This window comes from Microbacterium sp. A93, from assembly GCF_051842835.1.
Genome location: NZ_JBPXMT010000008.1, coordinates 359,390 through 377,272, shown reverse-complemented (window position 1 = coordinate 377,272; position 17,883 = coordinate 359,390). Strand labels below are relative to the sequence as shown.

Sequence of the window (17,883 nt, the reverse complement as noted above, 5' to 3'; positions counted from 1 at the left end):
GGCTCAGGGGCGCCCGCTCAGTCCAGCCGCCAGTCGACCGGGGCCGCACCGGCCTGTGTCAGCAGCTCGTTGGTGCGGCTGAAGGGCCGGGATCCGAAGAACCCCCGATAGGCGGACAGCGGCGAGGGGTGCGGCGATTCCAGCAGGTCCACCCGGCCCCCGCCGTGCCTCGTCAGAATCGGAGCCATCTTCCGCGCGTCGGCACCCCACAGGATCGCCACCAGGGGCGCCTCCCGGGCCGCCAGCGCCGCCACGGCGGCCTCGGTGATGGCCTCCCAGCCCAGGTTCCGGTGACTGCCCGCCCGGCCCGCTGCCACCGTCAGGACCCGGTTGAGCAGCAGCACCCCCTGGTCCGTCCAGGCCGAGAGGTCCCCATGGGAGGCCGGCGGGATGCCGAGGTCGGTCTCCAGCTCGCGGTAGATGTTCCCCAGGGAGCGCGGCAGCGGGGTGACGTGGCGGTCCGCGGCGAAGCTCAGCCCGATCGGGTGGCCCGGCGTGGGATAGGGGTCCTGCCCCAGGATGAGCACCCGGACGTCGTCGAAGGGCTGCCGGAAGGCCCGCAGGATGTCCTCCGGCGCCGGCAGGACCTGCTCGCCGCTCGCGCGTCGTGCGGTGATGGATTGCCCGACGCCGGCCAGGGCCTCGCGCTGCGAGGCCAGGGCGCGCTCCCAGCCGGGGTCCAGGGGGGTGATCAGAGGGGTGTCCACGGCGGCAGACTACCGGGCGGGAACAGGCCCGGTGAATGACATGGCTGTAGTTTGGACCGGTAGACTGTGCAGGACGAATCGCGTTGGAAGGACCACCCATGTCAGCAGAGCACGCCGCCGAGGATGCCGCCCAGGCGGCAGCGGGCGGGCTGTCCGAGCGGGACCGGGACATCCTGGACTTCGAGAACCAGTGGTGGAAGTACGGTGGCGCCAAGGACCAGGCCATCCGGGACCGGTTCTCGCTCTCCGCGACCACCTACTACCAGGTGCTCAACGGGCTGTTGGACCGCGAGGAGGCCCTCGCACGCCAACCCATGCTGGTCAAACGGCTGCGCCGGCTGCGGACCACCCGCCACCGTGCGCGCAACGCCCGCCGGCAGGAAGCCTGAGCGCCGCCACCGCGGCTGAGACGGACCCATGCCCATGACCCAGTATCCGCGTGATCGCTTCGACGATGTGCCCGCCTACAGCGACCGCAAGGGAGCCCACCGGCAGGCCCCGCCGGTGACGGCCGGGCCCTCAGGCCTGGTGGGCATCTCCGTGGCGGCCGCCCTGGCCCTGGCGGTCGGAGCCTTCTGCTTCCTGGTCCTGCCCTCCCTGCTGCCCTCCGGGGCGTTCGGAACCGGCGCCGCAGCCGGCTCGTCAGCCAGCGCCTCGGCCCCGTCGGAGCCTGCCGCGAGCCAGACGGAGTCGCAGCTGTCCCCGGAGTCAGACTCCGCGGCGCCCAGTGCGAGCGAGTCGGAACCCGCTTCTGCGTCCCCGGAACCCACCGAGTCCCCGGAACCCACCGAGTCCCCGGAGCCCACGGAATCCCCAGAGCCGACGGAATCTCCGGAGGCGACGGAATCTCCGGAGGCGACGGAGACGGAAGCTGCGGACACGGGTGACACCACCGCGCCCGTGGAGGTCTACAACGCCTCCTCGATCGGAGGGCTCGCCGGACGGGTCTCCGGCGGGCTGTCCGCCGGCGGCTTCACCGTGGCCGGATCCGGCAATTGGCAGGGCTTCCCCGTGCAGCAGTCAGCCGTGTACTACTCCCAGAACGCGACCACCGCACAGGCCGTGGCCGGCCGACTGGGCCTGCCGCTGGTCCAGGATGCCCGGGTCCCGGGCATCGCGGTGGTGCTGAACGCGGATTACTCCGGCTGAGACTCCGATTCGGCCACGCGCTGAACGGGGGTCTGCAGGGTGGAGGCCGTTTGCACTCGGAGGGTGCGAGTGCTAAATATGGACTTAGCACTCCGAGGTTGTGACTGCCAAGCCCGCAGGCATGCGGGTGGTCAAGGCCGCCGGGGTAGACCTGAACGTGGTGAGGCCCTTTGCCGGGCCGTCCGTCGCGGGCACTGCACAGGTCGGTTGAACACTGCCAAGCAACGCCAAGGTCCAGAAAGGACAGTGCACACATGGCCAAGACCATTGCATTCGACGAAGAGGCCCGCCGCGGCCTGGAGCGTGGACTGAACATCCTCGCCGACGCCGTGAAGGTCACCCTCGGCCCCCGCGGCCGCAACGTGGTGCTGGAGAAGAAGTGGGGCGCCCCCACCATCACCAACGACGGTGTCTCCATCGCCAAGGAGATCGAGCTCGAGGATCCGTACGAGAAGATCGGTGCCGAGCTCGTCAAGGAGGTCGCCAAGAAGACCGACGACGTCGCCGGTGACGGCACCACCACCGCCACTGTGCTGGCCCAGGCCCTCGTCAAGGAAGGCCTGCGCAACGTCGCCGCCGGGGCGGACCCGCTGTCGCTGAAGCGCGGCATCGAGAAGGCCGTCGCCGCCGTCATCGAGGAGCTCGTGGCCTCGGCCAAGCCGATCGAGACCAAGGAGCAGATCGCGGCCACCGCGTCCATCTCCGCCGCCGACACCCAGATCGGCTCCCTCATCGCCGAAGCCCTGGACAAGGTCGGCAAGGAGGGCGTCGTCACCGTCGAGGAGTCCCAGACCTTCGGCCTGGAGCTCGAGCTGACCGAGGGCATGCGCTTCGACAAGGGCTACCTCTCCGGCTACTTCGTGACCGACGCCGAGCGCCAGGAGACGGTGCTGGAGGATCCCTACATCCTCATCGTCAACTCCAAGATCTCCTCCGTGAAGGACATGGTCTCCCTGCTGGAGAAGATCATGCAGTCCGGCAAGTCCCTGCTGATCATCGCCGAGGACGTCGAGGGCGAGGCCCTGGCCACCCTCGTGGTCAACAAGCTCAAGGGCACCTTCAAGTCCGTGGCCGTCAAGGCCCCGGGCTTCGGTGACCGCCGCAAGGCCATGCTGGCCGACATCGCCATCCTCACCGGTGGCCAGGTCATCTCCGAAGAGGTCGGCCTGACCCTGGAGAACGCCGGCCTGGAGACCTTGGGCACCGCCCGCAAGGTCGTCATCACCAAGGACGAGACCACCATCGTCGAGGGTGCCGGCGATGCCGAGCAGATCGCGGGCCGCGTGGCCCAGATCCGCGCCGAGATGGAGAACACCGACTCGGACTACGACCGCGAGAAACTGCAGGAGCGCCTGGCGAAGCTGGCCGGCGGCGTGGCCGTCATCAAGGCCGGTGCCGCCACCGAGGTGGAGCTCAAGGAGCGCAAGCACCGCATCGAGGACGCCGTGCGCAACGCCAAGGCAGCTGTGGAGGAGGGCATCGTCGCCGGCGGCGGCGTGGCCCTGACCCAGGCTGGTGCCAAGGCCTTCGGCAAGCTCTCCCTGGAGGGTGACGAGGCCACCGGCGCCAACATCGTCAAGGTGGCCATCGAGGCGCCGATGAAGCAGATCGCGTTCAACGCCGGCATGGAGCCGGGCGTCGTGGCCGCCAAGGTGCGGTCCCTGCCCGACGGCCACGGCCTCAACGCCGCCACCGGCGAGTACGAGGACCTGCTGGCCGCCGGCGTCAACGACCCGGTCAAGGTGACCCGCTCTGCCCTGCAGAACGCCGCCTCGATCGCCGGCCTGTTCCTCACCACCGAGGCCGTCGTGGCCGACAAGCCCGAGCCGGCTTCGGCCATGCCGGGTGGCGACGACATGGGCGGCATGGGTGGCATGGGCGGCATGATGTGATCCTCGTGATCACCTGAGCGCCCAGCTCTCACGGAACCCCCACCACCTCGCTTTCAGTCGAGTTGGTGGGGGTTCTGGCGTTTAAGACCCACACAGACTCAACTCAAAGTCCCGGGCGGGTCCAGTGGCGGGCGGTCGGGTGCAGCTCGGCGGACAGGTTCCGCCGGGCGGGGCGCTCCCACAGCCGGGCCCCGGCGGCGGTCCGGTACAGCGGACGCTGCTCCAGCAGGGACAGCACGACGGCGGCCCGGCCGGTCGCGAAGTCCGCGTCCGGTACGTGCGCGAAGTCTTCCCGGACGGCGGCCAGATAGCGTGCGTAGTCGCCCCGGTTGCGGCCCAGGACCTCGAGGTCGGCGTCGGAGAGGACGGCGGCGGCCCGGTCCTGCGGGTCCGGATCGTGGGTGGCGGTCATCCGCACCAGCCGGGCCGTCTGCTCGATCTCCGGGTCCGGCACCCCGAGCTCGGCCAGGGTGTGCTCCGCGAGCACGGCGGAGTCCTCCTCGTCCTGGCCCGCCGGCTGTTGTGGATCCCCGCGGTAGACGGCGTCATGGAACCACGCGGCCAGTTTCACGCTGCGGGTCCACCGGCCGCAGTCCTCACCGTGCCGCGCGAGCACGTCGATGGATTTCAGCACGGCCAGCAGGTGGGATCGATCGTGGTAGTGCCGATGCGGCTCGGACCACCGGGTCAACAGGTCTGCGACGACTGGCTCCCGCTCCAGCGGAGAGGTGCCCGGGAACAGTCGGTTGAAGCGCTGGACCAGGATCTTGTCCAGCTTGCCGGGGCGCTGGGCGGCGGGGATCCGCAGGCCCGACGCCACCAGGCGGCGGACCAGCTCGGCCCCGCTGACCTCCTCGGCGCCGAGGGCCACGAGTTCGCGGTAGCGCTCCACCGGGACGTCGTAGTGGTCTCCGTCGAAGGCCCTCCGGGAGATGCCGGCGGCCGCGGCGAAGCGGTGGAGTTCCTCGAGGGAGGTCTCCGAGACCAGATGGGAGAACACGGTGCCGTGGGCCGGCCACCGCGCCGGATCGATCAGGACCGTCATGCCCCCATCATAGTTTTCCGTCGAGTCGAGGTGGGTGGTCTGCTGGAACACCCACCCCGACTCAACTGAAAGCGGGGGTTCAGTACCCTCGACCGGGCGGGGACGTCAGCCGCGGAACATGGAGGCGTTAGCCGTCTCCGCGTCCAGGTACTGCTGCGCGGCGTGGGTCATGGCGCCGCGGATGGACACGAGGGATTCCTCCACCCGGGCCTGGGTGGCGCGCCACTCGGTGAGCACGGTCTGGAAGTTGTTGGCGGCCTGGCCGCGCCAGGTGTCCTGCAGCTGCCGGAGGTTGGCCTCCATGGCGTTCACCTCGGTCTGCAGGCGGCCGATGGAGGACTCCACGGCCTGGCTCTTGGCCATGAGGTCTTCGGTGTCGATGTGGACGAGTGCCATGTTCTCTCCTGAGGGGCGGGGCGGTGCCGGTGGTCCCCGGCGCCTTCCACGCTAGGCGGGGCCCCGGAGTCCCGCCGTGCCGGTGTTACCCCTCTGTGGACGGATGGCCCGCTCCCGGCGGCTGTGGAGGACGCGGCGGGATGGGGAGGGCTCCGGTCGAGGTGTCCTCCGCCTCATCGGCGTCGTCCGCCGCATCAACCCCATCGGCGTCGCCCGGCTCGGCACCGTCTGAAGGGCCCACCCACGGCAGGCGCATGGACATGGTGGCCCCTCCGCCGGGAGTCTGGTCCAGCCGCACGGTGCCGTCATGCTGGGCCACGATCGCGGCCACGATGGCCAGTCCCAGCCCCGTTCCGCCGGTTTCCCGCTGGCGGGAGGAGTCGGCCCGGTAGAAGCGCTCGAAGACGCGGTTGGCGTCCTCCTCGTCGATGCCCGGCCCGTGGTCCCGGATCTCGATGACCGAGTCCCGGGATCCGTGGACCTGCCGGCCGTCGGCATGGACGGAGCCGGGCAGCACATCCACCGTGCCGACGGCGATCTCCAGCGGGGTGCCCTCCGGTGTATACCGCAGGGCGTTGGTGACGAGGTTGGCGATGACCTGCCGGATCTTGCCCTCGTCCCCGACCGTGGGCGCGGACCCGGCCCGGCCGCCGTCGAGCCCCTCGAGCCGGACCTCGCGGTCCGGCGCGTTCACCCGGGCGTCCAACACCGCGTCGTGGGCCAGCATCATCAGGTCCACGGGCCGGTGTTCCAGAGGACGCTGCTCGTCCAACCGGGCGAGGGTCAGCAGGTCCTCCACCAGCTGGCCCATGCGCTTGGCCTCGCCCTCGATCCGCCCCATCGCGGCGCCGACGTCCTCCGGGTCCGAGATGCCGCCGTGCCGGTAGAGCTCGGAGAAGCCGCGGATGGTGACCAGCGGGGTGCGCAGCTCGTGGGAGGCGTCCTGGATGAACCGGCGCATCTTCTCCTCGGACCGCTCCTTGGACCGGAAGGCGATCTCGATGTGCGCCAGCATGGCGTTCAGGGACCGGGAGAGCCGCCCGACCTCGGTGTCCGGGGCGCCGATCTCCACCCGCCGGGACAGGTCCCCGGCGGCGATCTGGGCCGCGGTGCGCTCGACCCGCAGCAGGGGCTTGAAGGCGCGTGTGGTCACGCCATAGGCGATGACGGAGGCGCCGGCGGTGGCCAGCAGGCCGATGGTGGCCACGAGCGAGGTCACCCGGTCCACCGAATCGTGGACCGGCTCCAGGGGCAGGGCGATCGCCAGGGACCCCTCACCCGACTCGAGTCGGTACATCTGCACGCGCCAGCCGCGGGAGGCCTCCGTGGTGCCGGGGACCTCGAAGGCGTCGTTGTCACGCTCCACGACCTCTGCGGCGTCCAGGGAGGGGACCTGCGGGCGGTCCTCGTTGGCCCCCGTGAAGGACGAGTTCGTGGTGGTCTTGCCCTCGTTGTCCTGCAGCTCCCCGTAGAACCGCAGGATGGACTGGGGGGAGGAGAAGAAGTCGACGTTCGTGCCCAGGGACGTCAGGTACCGGGAGACGTTGTTCCGGTTGACGAACAGGTCCTCGTCGATCTGCCGCACCAGCTCCTGCCGGAACAGAGAAGCCGTCAGGGCGGCGGTGATGATCACGGCCAGGAGCATCAGGCCGGTGGTCATCACCACCAGTTGCGTCCGCAGGGAGGAGGTCTTCCACAGGCGTCCGAGCTCGTGGAAGGGCCGGAAGCGTCCGTGGTGGTTCACGGTGGCAGTCATCGGCAGTCAGGCATGACGGTCTTCGGACCCCGGCGGGTCAGCGCTTGTCCGCTGACCGCAGCAGGTAGCCGACGCCGCGCTTGGTCTGGATCATGTCCGGCAGGTCCGCTCGGTCGATCTTCCGGCGCAGGTAGGAGATGTAGGACTCCACGATCGAGGCGTCCCCGTTGAAGTCGTACTCCCAGACGTGGTCCAGGATCTGTGCCTTGGAGAGCACCCGATTGGGGTTCATCATCAGGTAGCGCAGGAGCTTGAACTCGGTGGGGGAGAGCTCCACCACCTCGCCGGCGCGGCGGACCTCGTGGGCATCGTCATCCAACTCGAGATCGTCCACACGCAGGATCGCCTCGTCTCCCTCGGTCGGGGCGGTGCGGCGCAGTACGGCGCGGATGCGGGCCACCACCTCGTCCAGGGAGAACGGCTTGGTGACGTAGTCGTCTCCGCCCACGGTCAGGCCCGTGACCTTGTCATCCGTATCATCCCGGGCGGTGAGGAACAGCACGGGGAAGTGGCGCCCGGCGGCCCGCAGCTTGCGGGTCACCGTGAAACCGTCCATGTCCGGGAGCATGACGTCCAGCACGGCGAGGTCCGGCTGGTCCTTCTCGACGGCGGCCAGCGCCTCGCGACCGTTGGCGGCTGCCACCACCTCGAAACCCGCGAACCGCAGGGAGGTGGAGAGCAGCTCGCGGATGTTCGGCTCGTCGTCGACGACCAGCAGCTTGGCTTCGGGTTCCTTGGACTTCATGGTCTCCATCGTCCCCCCGTCTGCTGGACGTTTCCTGAACGTCAACTGGATGGGGTGCTCAAGTCCCCGGCGTCCATGATCGTGTAGGCGTACCCCTGTTCGGCCAGGAACCGCTGGCGCCTCTGGGCGTACTCCTGGTCCAGCGTGTCCCGGGCCACCACGGTGTAGAAGTGTGCCGACTTGCCGTCCTCCTTGGGACGCAGCAGCCGGCCCAGTCGCTGGGCCTCCTCCTGCCGGGAGCCGTAGGAGCCGGAGACCTGGACCGCCACCGAGGCCTCCGGCAGGTCGATCGAGAAATTCGCCACCTTGGACACCACCAGGACGGGGATCTGACCGGCCCGGAACGCGTCGAAGAGCCGCTGCCGCTCGGTCACCGAGGTGGCCCCGGTCAGCACGGGGGCGCCGAGCATCTCCCCGAGCTCGGCCAGCTGGTCCAGATACTGCCCGATCACCAGCACCTGCTCGTCCGGATGCCGGGCCACCAGGGCCCGCACCACGTCCAGCTTCACCTCGGAGGTGGAACACAGCCGGTACTTGTCCGCGTCCTCGGCCATCGCGTAGGCCACCCGCTCATCCCGCGGCAGCTGGACCCGGACCTCCACGCACTCGGCGGGCGCGATGTAGCCCTGGGCCTCGATGTCCTTCCACGGGGCGTCGTACCGCTTGGGCCCGATCAGGGAGAACACCTCGGACTGCCGCCCATCCTCCCGCACCAGCGTGGCGGTCAGCCCGAGCCGGCGCCGGGCCTGCAGGTCCGCCGTCATCCGGAAGATGGGGGCCGGCAGCAGGTGCACCTCGTCATAGATGATCAACCCCCAGTCGTGCCCGTTGACCAGCTCCAGGTGCGGATAGATCCCGCCGCGTTTGAGGGTCAGCACCTGGTAGGTGGCGATCGTCACCGGGCGCACCTCCTTGACGGCGCCCGAGTACTCACCGATCTCCGCCTCCGTCAGCGTGGTGCGCTTGAGCAGTTCCGCCTTCCACTGCCGCGCCGAGACGGTGTTGGTCACCAGGATCAGCGTGGTCGCGTTCGCCGTGGACATGGCGGCGGCGCCCACCAGGGTCTTGCCCGCGCCGCACGGCAACACCACCACGCCGGAACCGCCGGCCCAGAAGTTCTCCACGGCCATGCGCTGATAGGGGCGCAGCTGCCAGGGTTCCGCGGCGGTGTCACCGGCCGCGGCAGCCGCCGGGCCGTCGTCGGGCACCTCGCCGGTGACCGGCACCTCGGTGAGGCCGATGGGATAGGGGGTGCCGTCCACATAGCCGGCGGCGTCCTCGGCGGGCCAGCCGAGCTTGAGCAGCGCCTGCTTGAGCTGGCCGCGGCTGGCGGCGTGCACCACCACCGTCTCGCCGTCGATGCGCGGGCCGAACATCTCCGCGGTCTTCCGGGCGTGCAGGACCTCCTCCAGCACCGGGTAGTCGTCCGTGCGCAGCACCAGCCCGTGCACGGGATCGTTCTCCAGACGCAGGCGGCCGTACCGGGACATGGTGTCATCGATGTCCAGCAGCAGGGCGTGCGGCACCGGATAGCGGGAGTAGCTCAACAGCACGTCCAGCACCTGCTCGGCGTCCACCCCGGCGGCCCGCGCGTTCCACAGCCCGAGGTGGGTGATCCGGTAGGTGTGCATGTGCTCCGGGGCGCGCTCGAGTTCGGCGAAGGCGGCCAGGGCGTGGCGGGCCTCGGTGGCCTGGGGGTGGTCCACCTCCAGCAGCACGGTCTGGTCCGACTGGACGATCAGGGGGCCATCGGCCACGGAAGACTCCTCAGGACGGAACGGGTGAATCGGTCCTCTCCATTCTCGCCCCCGGGCCGCCGAACGATGAAAGACTGACCCTGCCCGACTCGCAGACCTAGGAGAACCATGTCCTACATCCCCCCGGAGCAGGTCGCCGCATCGATGCTGGACTCCGGCATCACCAAGGCCCGTCTCGGCACCGGGCAACTGGTCCTGAGGTCCGCCGTTGCGACCTTCCTCCTGGGGGCCGCGGTGCTGCTGGCCACCACGGCCACGGGACAGACCGGCGTGGGAGTCCTCGGCGCCCTGCTCTTCCCGATGGGCCTGGTCATGGTCATCCTCCTGGGCCTGGAGCTGCTCACCGGCAACATGGCGCTGGTCCCCCTGGCCGTGATCGAGAGGCGTGCCTCGGCCGGCCAGATGCTGCGCAACTTCGGCTGGGTGCTGTTCGGGCACGTGCTCGGGGGACTGCTCGCGGCCTTCCTCATTGCCGCCCTGCTGACGCAATGGTGGACCGTCGATGCCGAGCCCTTCGGCCTGGCCATTGCGGAGCTGGCGGTTGAGAAGACCCTCGGCTACCAGCACCTGGGCTACGCCGGCGGGGCGGGACTGGCGCTGCTCAGCGGCATCCTCTGCAACGGGTTGGTCTCCCTGGGGGTCGTGATGGGCATGACGAGCAGTGACACCACGGGCAAGATCCTGGCCATCTGGTTCCCGATCGCCACGTTCTTCGCCCTGGGCCTGGAACACAGCGTGGTGAACCTCTTCGTCATCCCCGCGGGCATGATGCTGGGCGCCCCGGTGGGCCTCGACGACTGGTGGTTGTGGAACCAGATCCCCGTGCTGATCGGCAACCTGATCGGAGCCCTGGCCCTGACGGCCTTGCCGCTCTACTTCGCCTTCACAACGCGCGACAAGACCTCTGAGGATCCCGCGAAGGCCGAGACCGGCGCTTAGCCGGCCCCGGCCGCAGTAACCGGCGCGGCCGAGACCACACGGTGCAGCGGCACCACCGTCTCGGCGTCCTGCGCGGGCACCAGACAGCGGACCCGCCCGCCGGCCACGGCCAACGGCACCACGCGCCGCGACTGGCGCCGGCCCCGCTGGTCCACCGTGACGAGGTCCACCTCGGTGCGCTGCCGGGTGGCCTGCCGCAGCACGGCCACGGCCTCCTCGGGGCCCGGCCCGGACGGTGCCGGCCGGGGCGCCGAGCGCAGCCGGGCGATCTGCGCGGCCAGCTCCTCCTCGGAGGGTCCCCAGCGCACGGACCGGACGGGCTCGGGGAAGGCGCTGGCCTCGGACAGCTGGCGCCGGGCGCGCTGGATCTCCTCGGCCGGCCCGTCCTCGCCGCCGGCGGGCCGGAGCAGGGCCGCCCGGTGCCCGGCCGCGGTCAGGGTCCGGTGCAGTGCCGCGGGCCCGACGCCGGCCGTCACCACGGTGGGCGCGAGCCGTTCCAGCCGGGCCGGGGCCATCGCCGGGTCCGCCGTGATCACGTCCAACAGGTCGGTGTCCTCGCTCTGCAGCCAGGCGCCCGCCGAGCCGACCGTGAGCAGGCCGTGCCGCCGGGCCACATCTCGGATCAGGTACTGCAGCGACTGGGGGATCGGGTCCTCGGAGTGGTCGGTCAGGAACGTCTCGATCTCCGAGGCCGTGGTGCCGCCGTCCAGGGCGCCGTGCAGGGAGGCATCGGTGAAGCGGTAGATGCGGGCGGCGCCGTCACCCTCCACCTCGGCCAGGCCCGCCAGCTGCCGGGCCACCTCCGGGTCCAGGTACCCCGGGGCCACGGCGGTCAGGTCCCCCTGCAGGCGCACCGTGGTGAGGGGGGCCGGCAGGGCTGTCCCGACGGCGGCCGCGGCCTGATCGAGATGGCCGGCGGCCACGAGGGCCCCGGCCTCGGTCAGGGCGCCGGCGCCGGTGAGGCCCAGCCGTTCGGCCTCGGTGAGCAGGGCGGGGGTGAAGGCCCCGGTGCGGGCGAACGGGCGGGGGGAGCGCCAGCGTTGCCGCTCGGCGACGGCGGGGTCCAGGACGGTGCCCGGGCGCTCGTGGTGGATCTCGAGAGCCGCCTCGAGCACGGACACCCTCAACCGGGGCGCGTCCGGGCGGTTGCGGTCCGCGGCCAGGGCCCGGCCCGTGGGCTCGGCGGGCGGGGTGCCGAGCAGGGGCGCTCGACCGCTGCCGAGCCAGCCGGCCACGAGCACCTCCCATTGCGCGTGGCGGTCACTGCGCCGCCAGCTGCGGGCCACGGTGGTGGCGGGCCGCCACGTGGAGGTGTCCGGGTCCAACACGGTCAACCGCGCGGCTGCCAGCAGCTCGAGCTGCCAGGCGGTGTCCTCGGGGGTGGATCCGGTGGCATCGGTCAGCCTCTTCAGCTCCCGCACCCCGACCCCGCCGGAGCGCAGGGTGCCCAGCCCGGGCGTGAGGGCCTCGAGCAGGTCGTCGGCGCCGCGCAGCAGGTCGCCGATGGCGGCCAGCGCCGCGTTCCGGGAGAGCGCGGCGGACACCGTGCGTCCGGTCGGTGGCGGGGCGACGGCGTCCAGGGTCAGGCCGGGGGACACGGAGTGGGAGCCCAGGGCGGCGGACACGGGGACGGGGAGCCGCCAGTCGCCACGGTGTCCCACCACCAGTGCAGCCCCGGCGAGGTCCTCGAGCAGGCCCTCCACCACGCCGGGGTCGGCGTCCTGGAAGAACGCGGCGAGGCGCGCCGGGGTACCGGTGGGGCCGGCGTCGTCCGGTCTGGAAGGGGGGTCCGTCTCGGACAGCGTGGCCAGGGCCTCCAGGAGGTCCAGATGGGCGCGGTCCAAGCCGTCGAGGGCGCGCAACACGGACATCTGCGTGCTGGCCCGGGCCGCCAGGGCGGCGAAGTCGGGGACGGGCGGGTGGCAGAGGTCCGGCCTCAGCGCGAGCAACCGCTCCAGCCGGTCATCCGGCCACCCGGCCAGGTGGTCCGTCAGGGTGGCAGCCCTCATCTGTGCTGACCGGATCAGGCGCGGCGCCTCAGCACGGCCTTGGCCACCACGTAGGCGAGCATCAGGGCGAAGCCGAGGGGCAGTCCGTAGAGGCCGAACCAGAAGAAGACCGGCCAGGCCGTGACGGAGAGGAAGTAGGAGACCAGCAGGAGCACCGTGGCGGCAAAGGAGACCACGGTCAGTGCGACGCCGGCCACCAGCAGGGACCGCAACCAGGGGGAGGTCTCGAGGCTGTGCGGGGCGGGGGCGGCGAAAGGACGTGCGGGCATGACCTCCAGTCTACGCCCGGGAGCAACAGGGTATCCTTGGGGGGCTACAGACTTTCCCTTCCGTCCGGTACAGGATGGGGTAGGGCCGCCCGGACCGCGCTGTCCGAGGACTGGACCACCCCACACGCCGGCACCGCAGCAGGGGCCCGGATGCCGGGGCGGCCGCAACGGTCCCCGGACGCTGAACGGGCCCGCCGGGGGCCGGAGGGGCCACCGAAGAAAGTGAAGGACATCAGGAATGCCGACCGGCAAAGTAAAATTCTACGACTCGACCAAGGGCTTCGGCTTCATCCACACGGATGACGGCCAGGAGGTACACCTGCCCTCCTCGGCCCTTCCCGCGGGCGTCACCGAGGTCCGCGCCGGTACCCGCATGGAGTTCGGGGTGGCCGAGGGCCGCCGCGGTCCGCAGGCACTGAGCGCCCGCATCCTCGAGGACGGTCCCTCGGTGGTCCGCGCGACCCGCCGCAAGCCCCAGGACATGGCCGTGGTGGTGGAAGACCTCATCAAGTGGATGGACATGGCCTCCAACAGCCTGCGCAAGGGCAAGTACCCGCAGAAGGCCCAGGCCGAGAAGATCGCCATGGCCCTACGGAAGGTGGCGGACGAACTTGAAGCCTGAGACGCAGACACAGGCCCGGGCCATCGAGGCTACCGAAGCAACCGACGTCGAGCCCTCGCCACCGGAGACGGCCCAGGCCGAGGGTCGGACCGTGCGGATCCCGCCGAAGCCGACGCGCGCACCCCGCAAGCGGACGCCGAAGCTGGACGAGTTGCTCGCCGGTGCCGTGGACCAGGCCCGAGCCGCCCTGCAGGGTCTGGCCGAGGACGACGAGATCGGTGACCACGTGGGCACCGTGGCCGATGACGACCGGCTGGTCACCCACCGGTTCACCGCCACCCTGGCCGGGTACGGCGGCTGGGAGTGGTTCGTGACCGTGGCACGCGCCCCGCGTAGCAAGACCGTCACGGTGTGCGAGACCGGGCTGCTGCCCGGCACGGACGCGATCCTGGCCCCCGACTGGCTGCCCTGGTCCGAACGCGTGAGCCAGGAGGAGAAGATCCGCCTGGACGCCATCGCCGCCGGCGAGGATCCGGAGGCGGCCGTCGCCCGCGCTCGCAGCGCGGCTGAGGACGAGGCTCCGGACGAGGACGAACCTCAGGACGAGGACGGGCCGGCGGCCGAACCGCAGGCCTGAGAGTCCGAACCCCTTCCCGAACCCCTTAAACGACGACGGCCGCGCACCCCCGGTGCGCGGCCGACGTCGTTCCGTCATCCGAGGTGTTCGACCACGTAGTCGATGCAGGCCAGCAGCGACGTGATGTCATCCGGCTCGATCGCCGCGAAGGTCGCGATGCGCAGCTGGTTGCGGCCGAGCTTGCGGTACGGCTCCACATCCACCACACCGTGGGCGCGCAGGACCTTCGCCACGGCGGCCGCATCCACGGACTCGTCGAAGTCGACGGTGGTGATGACGGCGGAGCGGTCCTCCGGGCGGGTGACATAGGGGGTGGCGAAGGATGATCCCTCGGCCCAGGTGTACACGCGGTTCGACGAATCGGAGGTGCGCGCGGTGGCGAAGTCCAGTCCGCCGTTGGAGTTCATCCACTGGAGCTGGTTGTCCAGCATCACGAGGGTGGCCAGGGCCGGGGTGTTGTAGGTCTGGTTCTTCACCGAGTTGTCCACGGCGGTCTTCAGATCCAGGAAGTCCGGGATCCAGCGGCCGGAGGCCTTGATCTCCTCCACGCGGGCCAGTGCTACGGGGGAGAACAGCGCCAACCAGAGGCCGCCGTCCGAGGCGAAGTTCTTCTGCGGGGCGAAGTAGTAGGCATCGGTCTGCGACACGTCCACCGGCAGGCCGCCGGCCGCCGAGGTGGCGTCCACCAGCACGAGGGCGTCATCGGCCGAGCCGGACACGCGCTGCACGGGGGCGGCCACGCCCGTGGAGGTCTCGTTCTGCGGCCAGGCATAGACATCCACGCCGTCCTCGGCGGCCGGCTCGGGGCGGGTGCCCGGCTCAGCGGAGAGGATGGAGGAGGCCTGAAGGAAGGGGGCGTTGTCCGTGGCCTTGGCGAACTTCGAGCCGAACTCACCGAAGGACAGGTGCTGGGCCTTGGAACGGACCAACCCGAAGCTGGCGGCGTCCCAGAAGGCGGTGGAGCCGCCGACGCCGAGGATGACCTCATAACCGTCCGGGGCGGAGAACAGCTGGCTCAGCCCCTCGCGGACCCCGCCGACCAGGTTCTTGACCGGCGCCTGACGGTGGGAGGTCCCCAACAGTTTCGGTCCGGCCTCCACGAGGGCCTGCACCTGTTCCGCCCGCACCTTGGACGGTCCGGCGCCGAACCGCCCGTCACGGGGCAGCAGGTTCTGGGGAATGGTCACCTCGGGTGAGCTCATGGGGTCTCCTGGTGTTGGGGGTCTCGGCTGGGCGGCAAAGGGCCATTCTCTCGCACGGTCGCCGGTGCCGGGGCCACATGTCGTTCCTGATCGGGCCGCAACCGCAGGGCCAGTAGAGTGGATGATGGACTTCCCGTGTCTACACCGCCCCTGGAGGGTGGTGGGGACGGAGACGGCGAATCGTTGGGGACCTGGAGAGGAACATCAGCCGTGACGGACCTGATTGACACCACCGAGATGTACTTGCGGACCATCCTCGAGCTGGAGGAGGAGGGCATCGTCCCCTTGCGGGCCCGTATCGCCGAGCGCCTCGACCACTCCGGCCCCACCGTCTCCCAGACCGTGGCCCGCATGGAACGGGACGGGTTGGTGCACGTGCGCAACGACCGTCACCTGGAACTGACCGTGGACGGCCGCGAGAAGGCCGTCAGCGTGATGCGCAAGCACCGCCTCGCCGAGCGGCTGCTGGCCGATGTGATCGGGCTGGACTGGGCCTACGTCCATGAGGAGGCGTGCCGCTGGGAGCACGTCATGAGCGAACAGGTCGAGCTGCGCCTGCTGGACCTGCTCGACAACCCCTCTGAATCGCCCTATGGCAACCCGATCCCCGGCCTCGGCGACCTGCGTCCGCCCGTGCCGGGCACCGGTTCCGCCTTCGACCGGGGCGCACGGCTCTCCGAGGTGTCCGGCCAGCCGGGTCGCTATACGGTGGTGCGCCTGACCGAGGCCATCCAGACCGATCCCGAGCTGCTGGGGGAGTTGGCCCTGGCCGGGGTCCGCCCGGGTCTGGTCATCGAGATCGCGGACGGTGACGGATACGTCACGGTCCGTGCCGCCGAACCGTCCGCCTCCGCCGACGGCGGCGTGGCGCTGGAAGTCAACGAGGAGACGGCGTCTCACATCATCGTGGAGCGCTAGACACCCCGCGGGAAATGGTCGCGCATAACGGTGAATGCCCCGGTTCGTCATCTGGGCGTGACCGTGAAAACCGCGAGATCTCGCGGGTCTCGGCGCGTACTCCCGAGTTATCCACCGAGGCCGTGACCTCCGCGTGACATTTATAAACTTTTGATATACCTTGGTTCACGGCGCTTCGGCCAGACCTGATCGAAGTAGCCAGCCAATGGTTTGCCACACCCCCCGTGACCATGGCGTTTCAAGCAGTCGTCCATCATGGCGGGGGCGGGCTTTTGCCCGGCGGCACGTGAGAGAGGTTATTTACGTGTCGAAGCGCAGCTCAACAGCACGCCACCGCGCAGTACCGGCGAACATCAACCCGCTGGAGGCCATCTCCAAGGCCGTCTCCTCGAACGCAGGCACCGTGGGCCGACAGGCCGCAGTGGTGGCCGCCGCATCCGGCCTCGTGCTGACGATCGGCATGCCGGCACAGGGTGCCGCCCCGGCCGTCCGGGAGACCACCAGCATCCCGGCCCCCGGCCTGGACATCGAGCGCGCCGCGGTCACCACCGTCAACGTGGCCGCCGCCAAGGACGTGAAGGTCGAGCTTGACCGCGCACCGGTCTCCTCGAAGCCGGCCCCGGAGCCCGAGCCCGAGCCGGCCCCTGAGCCGGAGCCCACCCCGGCACCGCGCGCCGAGCGCGCCGCCACACCGGCCGCCTCCTCGCAGAACCAGCAGAGCCGGTCCGAGACCACGCGTCAGTCCAGCTCCTCCACTTCTTCCTCCTCATCCGCCGCGTCTTCCTCGGCCTCCACCCAGAGCGCCCCGAAGAAGAAGGCCGCCCCGGCCCCGGCCGCGCAGAGCTCCTCCGTGGGCGGCGTGGTGGGTGCTGCCTACGCCGGCGTGGGTGTGCCCTACGTCTACGGCGGCAAGACCACCTCCGGTTGGGACTGCTCCGGATTCGTGTCCTGGGCGTACCGCCAGGCCGGGATCAGCATCCCGTCCTCCACCTCCGCGATCCGCGGCTCCGGTCTCTTCGTGCAGACCTCCAACCCGAAGCCGGGTGACCTGGTGTTCCAGAACGGCGGCGGCCACGTGGGCATCTACGTGGGCAACGGCCAGATGATCGGCGCCCAGAACCCCTCCGTGGGCACCTTCCAGCACTCCGTGACCCGGAACCCGCTGATGGGTTACTACACCTACGTCGGCTGATCACTGACTCCACGGTCCGGCCCTGAGCCGGACCTGCGACGACTGCTACGAGGGCCCCTCCACCAGGAGGGGCCCTCGGTCGTTCGCGGGACGGCGCGTATCCTGAACCTGATCGTCACCCCGATTCATCCCCGCTGACGCCGGATGGCCGGGCCAGCACCCGTCCGGACGATCCGGCGCCCGCGGCACAGACAACGCCGCGAGGTCTCTCCCATGCGCACTCTGGTCCTGAATGCCGGCTACGAGCCACTCTCCGTGGTGAGCTACCGCCGTGCCATCCTTTTGGTGGGCACCGGCAAGGCGAGCGTGCTCGCCGACGGCGGCGATCCCGTCGTCGGGCCCTCCACCACGGTGCGCCGCCCGGCGGTCATCCTGCTCACCCGGTATATCCGCATCCCCCAGACCGATGCGGCGCCGGTGTCCCGGCGCGGGGTGCTGCGCCGGGATGCCCGCCTGTGCGGCTACTGCGGACGGTCTGCCAGCACCGTGGACCACATCCATCCCCGCTCCCGTGGTGGGAAGGACTCCTGGGAGAACCTGGTGGCCTGCTGCCTGGCCTGCAACAACACCAAGGGGGACCGCACGCTGGCGCAGCTGGGCTGGTCGCTGCGCGTCACGCCCGGCCGGCCACGCGGGGCCGCATGGCGGATCCGCGAGTTGGAGCGGCCGGCCGAGCAGTGGACGGACTTCCTGGCGGCGGCCTGAGCC

General features: G+C 70.6%; 18 protein-coding genes. 9 read left to right on the top strand and 9 right to left on the bottom strand.

Annotated elements, in window-relative coordinates; all coding sequences use genetic code 11:
- Nucleotides 1-17: 17 nt before the first annotated feature.
- The gene (locus tag ACSU1G_RS21095) at nt 18-707 is read right to left on the bottom strand and encodes a uracil-DNA glycosylase (RefSeq protein ID WP_439281965.1); all 690 of its coding nucleotides are present in this window, start codon (nt 705-707) and stop codon (nt 18-20) included.
- 98 nt (nt 708-805) lie between these two features.
- On the opposite strand from ACSU1G_RS21095, the gene ACSU1G_RS21090 reads away from it, so the two are divergent.
- The 3 genes from ACSU1G_RS21090 (at nt 806) to groL (ending at nt 3,748) form a co-directional block, all read left to right on the top strand.
- Nucleotides 806-1,096 carry a DUF3263 domain-containing protein gene (locus tag ACSU1G_RS21090; RefSeq protein ID WP_439281964.1) on the top strand — a complete coding sequence of 97 codons (291 nt, stop codon included), beginning with the start codon at nt 806-808 and terminating at the stop codon, nt 1,094-1,096.
- A 34-nt stretch (nt 1,097-1,130) separates the two neighbouring features.
- On the top strand, nt 1,131-1,856 hold the full coding sequence (locus ACSU1G_RS21085; protein ID WP_439281963.1) for a LytR C-terminal domain-containing protein: 726 nt from the start codon (nt 1,131-1,133) through the stop codon (nt 1,854-1,856).
- 254 nt (nt 1,857-2,110) lie between these two features.
- On the top strand, nt 2,111-3,748 hold the full coding sequence (groL, locus tag ACSU1G_RS21080; protein WP_439281962.1) for a chaperonin GroEL: 1,638 nt from the start codon (nt 2,111-2,113) through the stop codon (nt 3,746-3,748).
- Nucleotides 3,749-3,851: 103 nt separating this feature from the next.
- Here groL and ACSU1G_RS21075 read toward each other — a convergent pair whose 3' ends face one another.
- The 5 genes from ACSU1G_RS21075 to ACSU1G_RS21055 form a co-directional block, all read right to left on the bottom strand.
- Nucleotides 3,852-4,793, bottom strand: coding sequence for a DUF4031 domain-containing protein (locus ACSU1G_RS21075; RefSeq protein WP_439281961.1), 942 nt, complete (start codon nt 4,791-4,793; stop codon nt 3,852-3,854).
- 105 nt (nt 4,794-4,898) lie between these two features.
- Nucleotides 4,899-5,189 carry a WXG100 family type VII secretion target gene (locus ACSU1G_RS21070; RefSeq protein WP_439281959.1) on the bottom strand — a complete coding sequence of 97 codons (291 nt, stop codon included), beginning with the start codon at nt 5,187-5,189 and terminating at the stop codon, nt 4,899-4,901.
- An 85-nt stretch (nt 5,190-5,274) separates the two neighbouring features.
- Nucleotides 5,275-6,945 carry an ATP-binding protein gene (locus tag ACSU1G_RS21065; RefSeq protein ID WP_439281957.1) on the bottom strand — a complete coding sequence of 557 codons (1,671 nt, stop codon included), beginning with the start codon at nt 6,943-6,945 and terminating at the stop codon, nt 5,275-5,277.
- A 37-nt stretch (nt 6,946-6,982) separates the two neighbouring features.
- A complete protein-coding gene (locus ACSU1G_RS21060; RefSeq protein WP_439281956.1) occupies nt 6,983-7,690 on the bottom strand; it encodes a response regulator transcription factor in 708 nt (235 codons plus the stop codon).
- 41 nt (nt 7,691-7,731) lie between these two features.
- Nucleotides 7,732-9,447, bottom strand: coding sequence for a DNA repair helicase XPB (locus ACSU1G_RS21055; RefSeq protein ID WP_439281954.1), 1,716 nt, complete (start codon nt 9,445-9,447; stop codon nt 7,732-7,734).
- Between the two features lie 108 nt (nt 9,448-9,555).
- On the opposite strand from ACSU1G_RS21055, the gene ACSU1G_RS21050 reads away from it, so the two are divergent.
- Nucleotides 9,556-10,386, top strand: coding sequence for a formate/nitrite transporter family protein (locus ACSU1G_RS21050; RefSeq protein ID WP_439281953.1), 831 nt, complete (start codon nt 9,556-9,558; stop codon nt 10,384-10,386).
- Here the strand turns inward: ACSU1G_RS21050 and ACSU1G_RS21045 are convergent.
- Nucleotides 10,383-12,395, bottom strand: coding sequence for a helicase-associated domain-containing protein (locus ACSU1G_RS21045; RefSeq protein ID WP_439281952.1), 2,013 nt, complete (start codon nt 12,393-12,395; stop codon nt 10,383-10,385). The two genes, ACSU1G_RS21050 and ACSU1G_RS21045, sit on opposite strands and share 4 nt — an antisense overlap.
- Nucleotides 12,396-12,409: 14 nt before the next feature.
- Nucleotides 12,410-12,664 carry a hypothetical protein gene (locus tag ACSU1G_RS21040; RefSeq protein ID WP_439281951.1) on the bottom strand — a complete coding sequence of 85 codons (255 nt, stop codon included), beginning with the start codon at nt 12,662-12,664 and terminating at the stop codon, nt 12,410-12,412.
- Between the two features lie 238 nt (nt 12,665-12,902).
- Between ACSU1G_RS21040 and ACSU1G_RS21035 the strand changes: the two genes are divergently transcribed.
- Together ACSU1G_RS21035 and ACSU1G_RS21030 are read left to right on the top strand one after the other, a co-directional pair.
- Nucleotides 12,903-13,286 (top strand): cold-shock protein, encoded by a 384-nt coding sequence (locus tag ACSU1G_RS21035; RefSeq protein ID WP_439281950.1) that lies wholly within the window; start codon nt 12,903-12,905, stop codon nt 13,284-13,286.
- Complete coding sequence (locus ACSU1G_RS21030) at nt 13,276-13,863, top strand: DUF3027 domain-containing protein (protein WP_439281949.1); 588 nt, start codon at nt 13,276-13,278, stop codon at nt 13,861-13,863. Before ACSU1G_RS21035 ends, ACSU1G_RS21030 begins: the two co-directional genes overlap by 11 nt.
- Before the next feature lie 74 nt (nt 13,864-13,937).
- Here ACSU1G_RS21030 and serC read toward each other — a convergent pair whose 3' ends face one another.
- Nucleotides 13,938-15,065 carry a phosphoserine transaminase gene (serC, locus tag ACSU1G_RS21025; RefSeq protein WP_439281948.1) on the bottom strand — a complete coding sequence of 376 codons (1,128 nt, stop codon included), beginning with the start codon at nt 15,063-15,065 and terminating at the stop codon, nt 13,938-13,940.
- A gap of 210 nt (nt 15,066-15,275) precedes the next feature.
- Here serC and ACSU1G_RS21020 point away from each other — a divergent pair, with 210 nt between their 5' ends.
- The 3 genes from ACSU1G_RS21020 (at nt 15,276) to ACSU1G_RS21010 (ending at nt 17,880) form a co-directional block, all read left to right on the top strand.
- Nucleotides 15,276-15,983: an iron dependent repressor, metal binding and dimerization domain protein gene (locus tag ACSU1G_RS21020; protein ID WP_439281947.1), complete on the top strand. Its 708-nt coding sequence runs from the start codon at nt 15,276-15,278 to the stop codon at nt 15,981-15,983.
- A 304-nt stretch (nt 15,984-16,287) separates the two neighbouring features.
- Nucleotides 16,288-17,175, top strand: a complete 888-nt coding sequence (locus tag ACSU1G_RS21015; RefSeq protein WP_439281946.1) for a C40 family peptidase — start codon at nt 16,288-16,290, stop codon at nt 17,173-17,175.
- 213 nt (nt 17,176-17,388) lie between these two features.
- Nucleotides 17,389-17,880: an HNH endonuclease gene (locus tag ACSU1G_RS21010; protein ID WP_439281945.1), complete on the top strand. Its 492-nt coding sequence runs from the start codon at nt 17,389-17,391 to the stop codon at nt 17,878-17,880.
- Nucleotides 17,881-17,883 lie beyond the last annotated feature (3 nt).

Coding starts and splice junctions, on each gene's coding strand:
- serC (WP_439281948.1), bottom strand. CDS start 15,065: ATGAGCTCACCCGAGGTGACCATTCCCCAGAACCTGCTGCCCCGTGAC.
- ACSU1G_RS21060 (WP_439281956.1), bottom strand. CDS start 7,690: ATGAAGTCCAAGGAACCCGAAGCCAAGCTGCTGGTCGTCGACGACGAG.
- ACSU1G_RS21065 (WP_439281957.1), bottom strand. CDS start 6,945: ATGACTGCCACCGTGAACCACCACGGACGCTTCCGGCCCTTCCACGAG.
- ACSU1G_RS21085 (WP_439281963.1), top strand. CDS start 1,131: ATGACCCAGTATCCGCGTGATCGCTTCGACGATGTGCCCGCCTACAGC.
- ACSU1G_RS21075 (WP_439281961.1), bottom strand. CDS start 4,793: ATGACGGTCCTGATCGATCCGGCGCGGTGGCCGGCCCACGGCACCGTG.
- groL (WP_439281962.1), top strand. CDS start 2,111: ATGGCCAAGACCATTGCATTCGACGAAGAGGCCCGCCGCGGCCTGGAG.
- ACSU1G_RS21010 (WP_439281945.1), top strand. CDS start 17,389: ATGCGCACTCTGGTCCTGAATGCCGGCTACGAGCCACTCTCCGTGGTG.
- ACSU1G_RS21045 (WP_439281952.1), bottom strand. CDS start 12,395: ATGAGGGCTGCCACCCTGACGGACCACCTGGCCGGGTGGCCGGATGAC.
- ACSU1G_RS21090 (WP_439281964.1), top strand. CDS start 806: ATGTCAGCAGAGCACGCCGCCGAGGATGCCGCCCAGGCGGCAGCGGGC.
- ACSU1G_RS21050 (WP_439281953.1), top strand. CDS start 9,556: ATGTCCTACATCCCCCCGGAGCAGGTCGCCGCATCGATGCTGGACTCC.
- ACSU1G_RS21035 (WP_439281950.1), top strand. CDS start 12,903: ATGCCGACCGGCAAAGTAAAATTCTACGACTCGACCAAGGGCTTCGGC.
- ACSU1G_RS21070 (WP_439281959.1), bottom strand. CDS start 5,189: ATGGCACTCGTCCACATCGACACCGAAGACCTCATGGCCAAGAGCCAG.
- ACSU1G_RS21040 (WP_439281951.1), bottom strand. CDS start 12,664: ATGCCCGCACGTCCTTTCGCCGCCCCCGCCCCGCACAGCCTCGAGACC.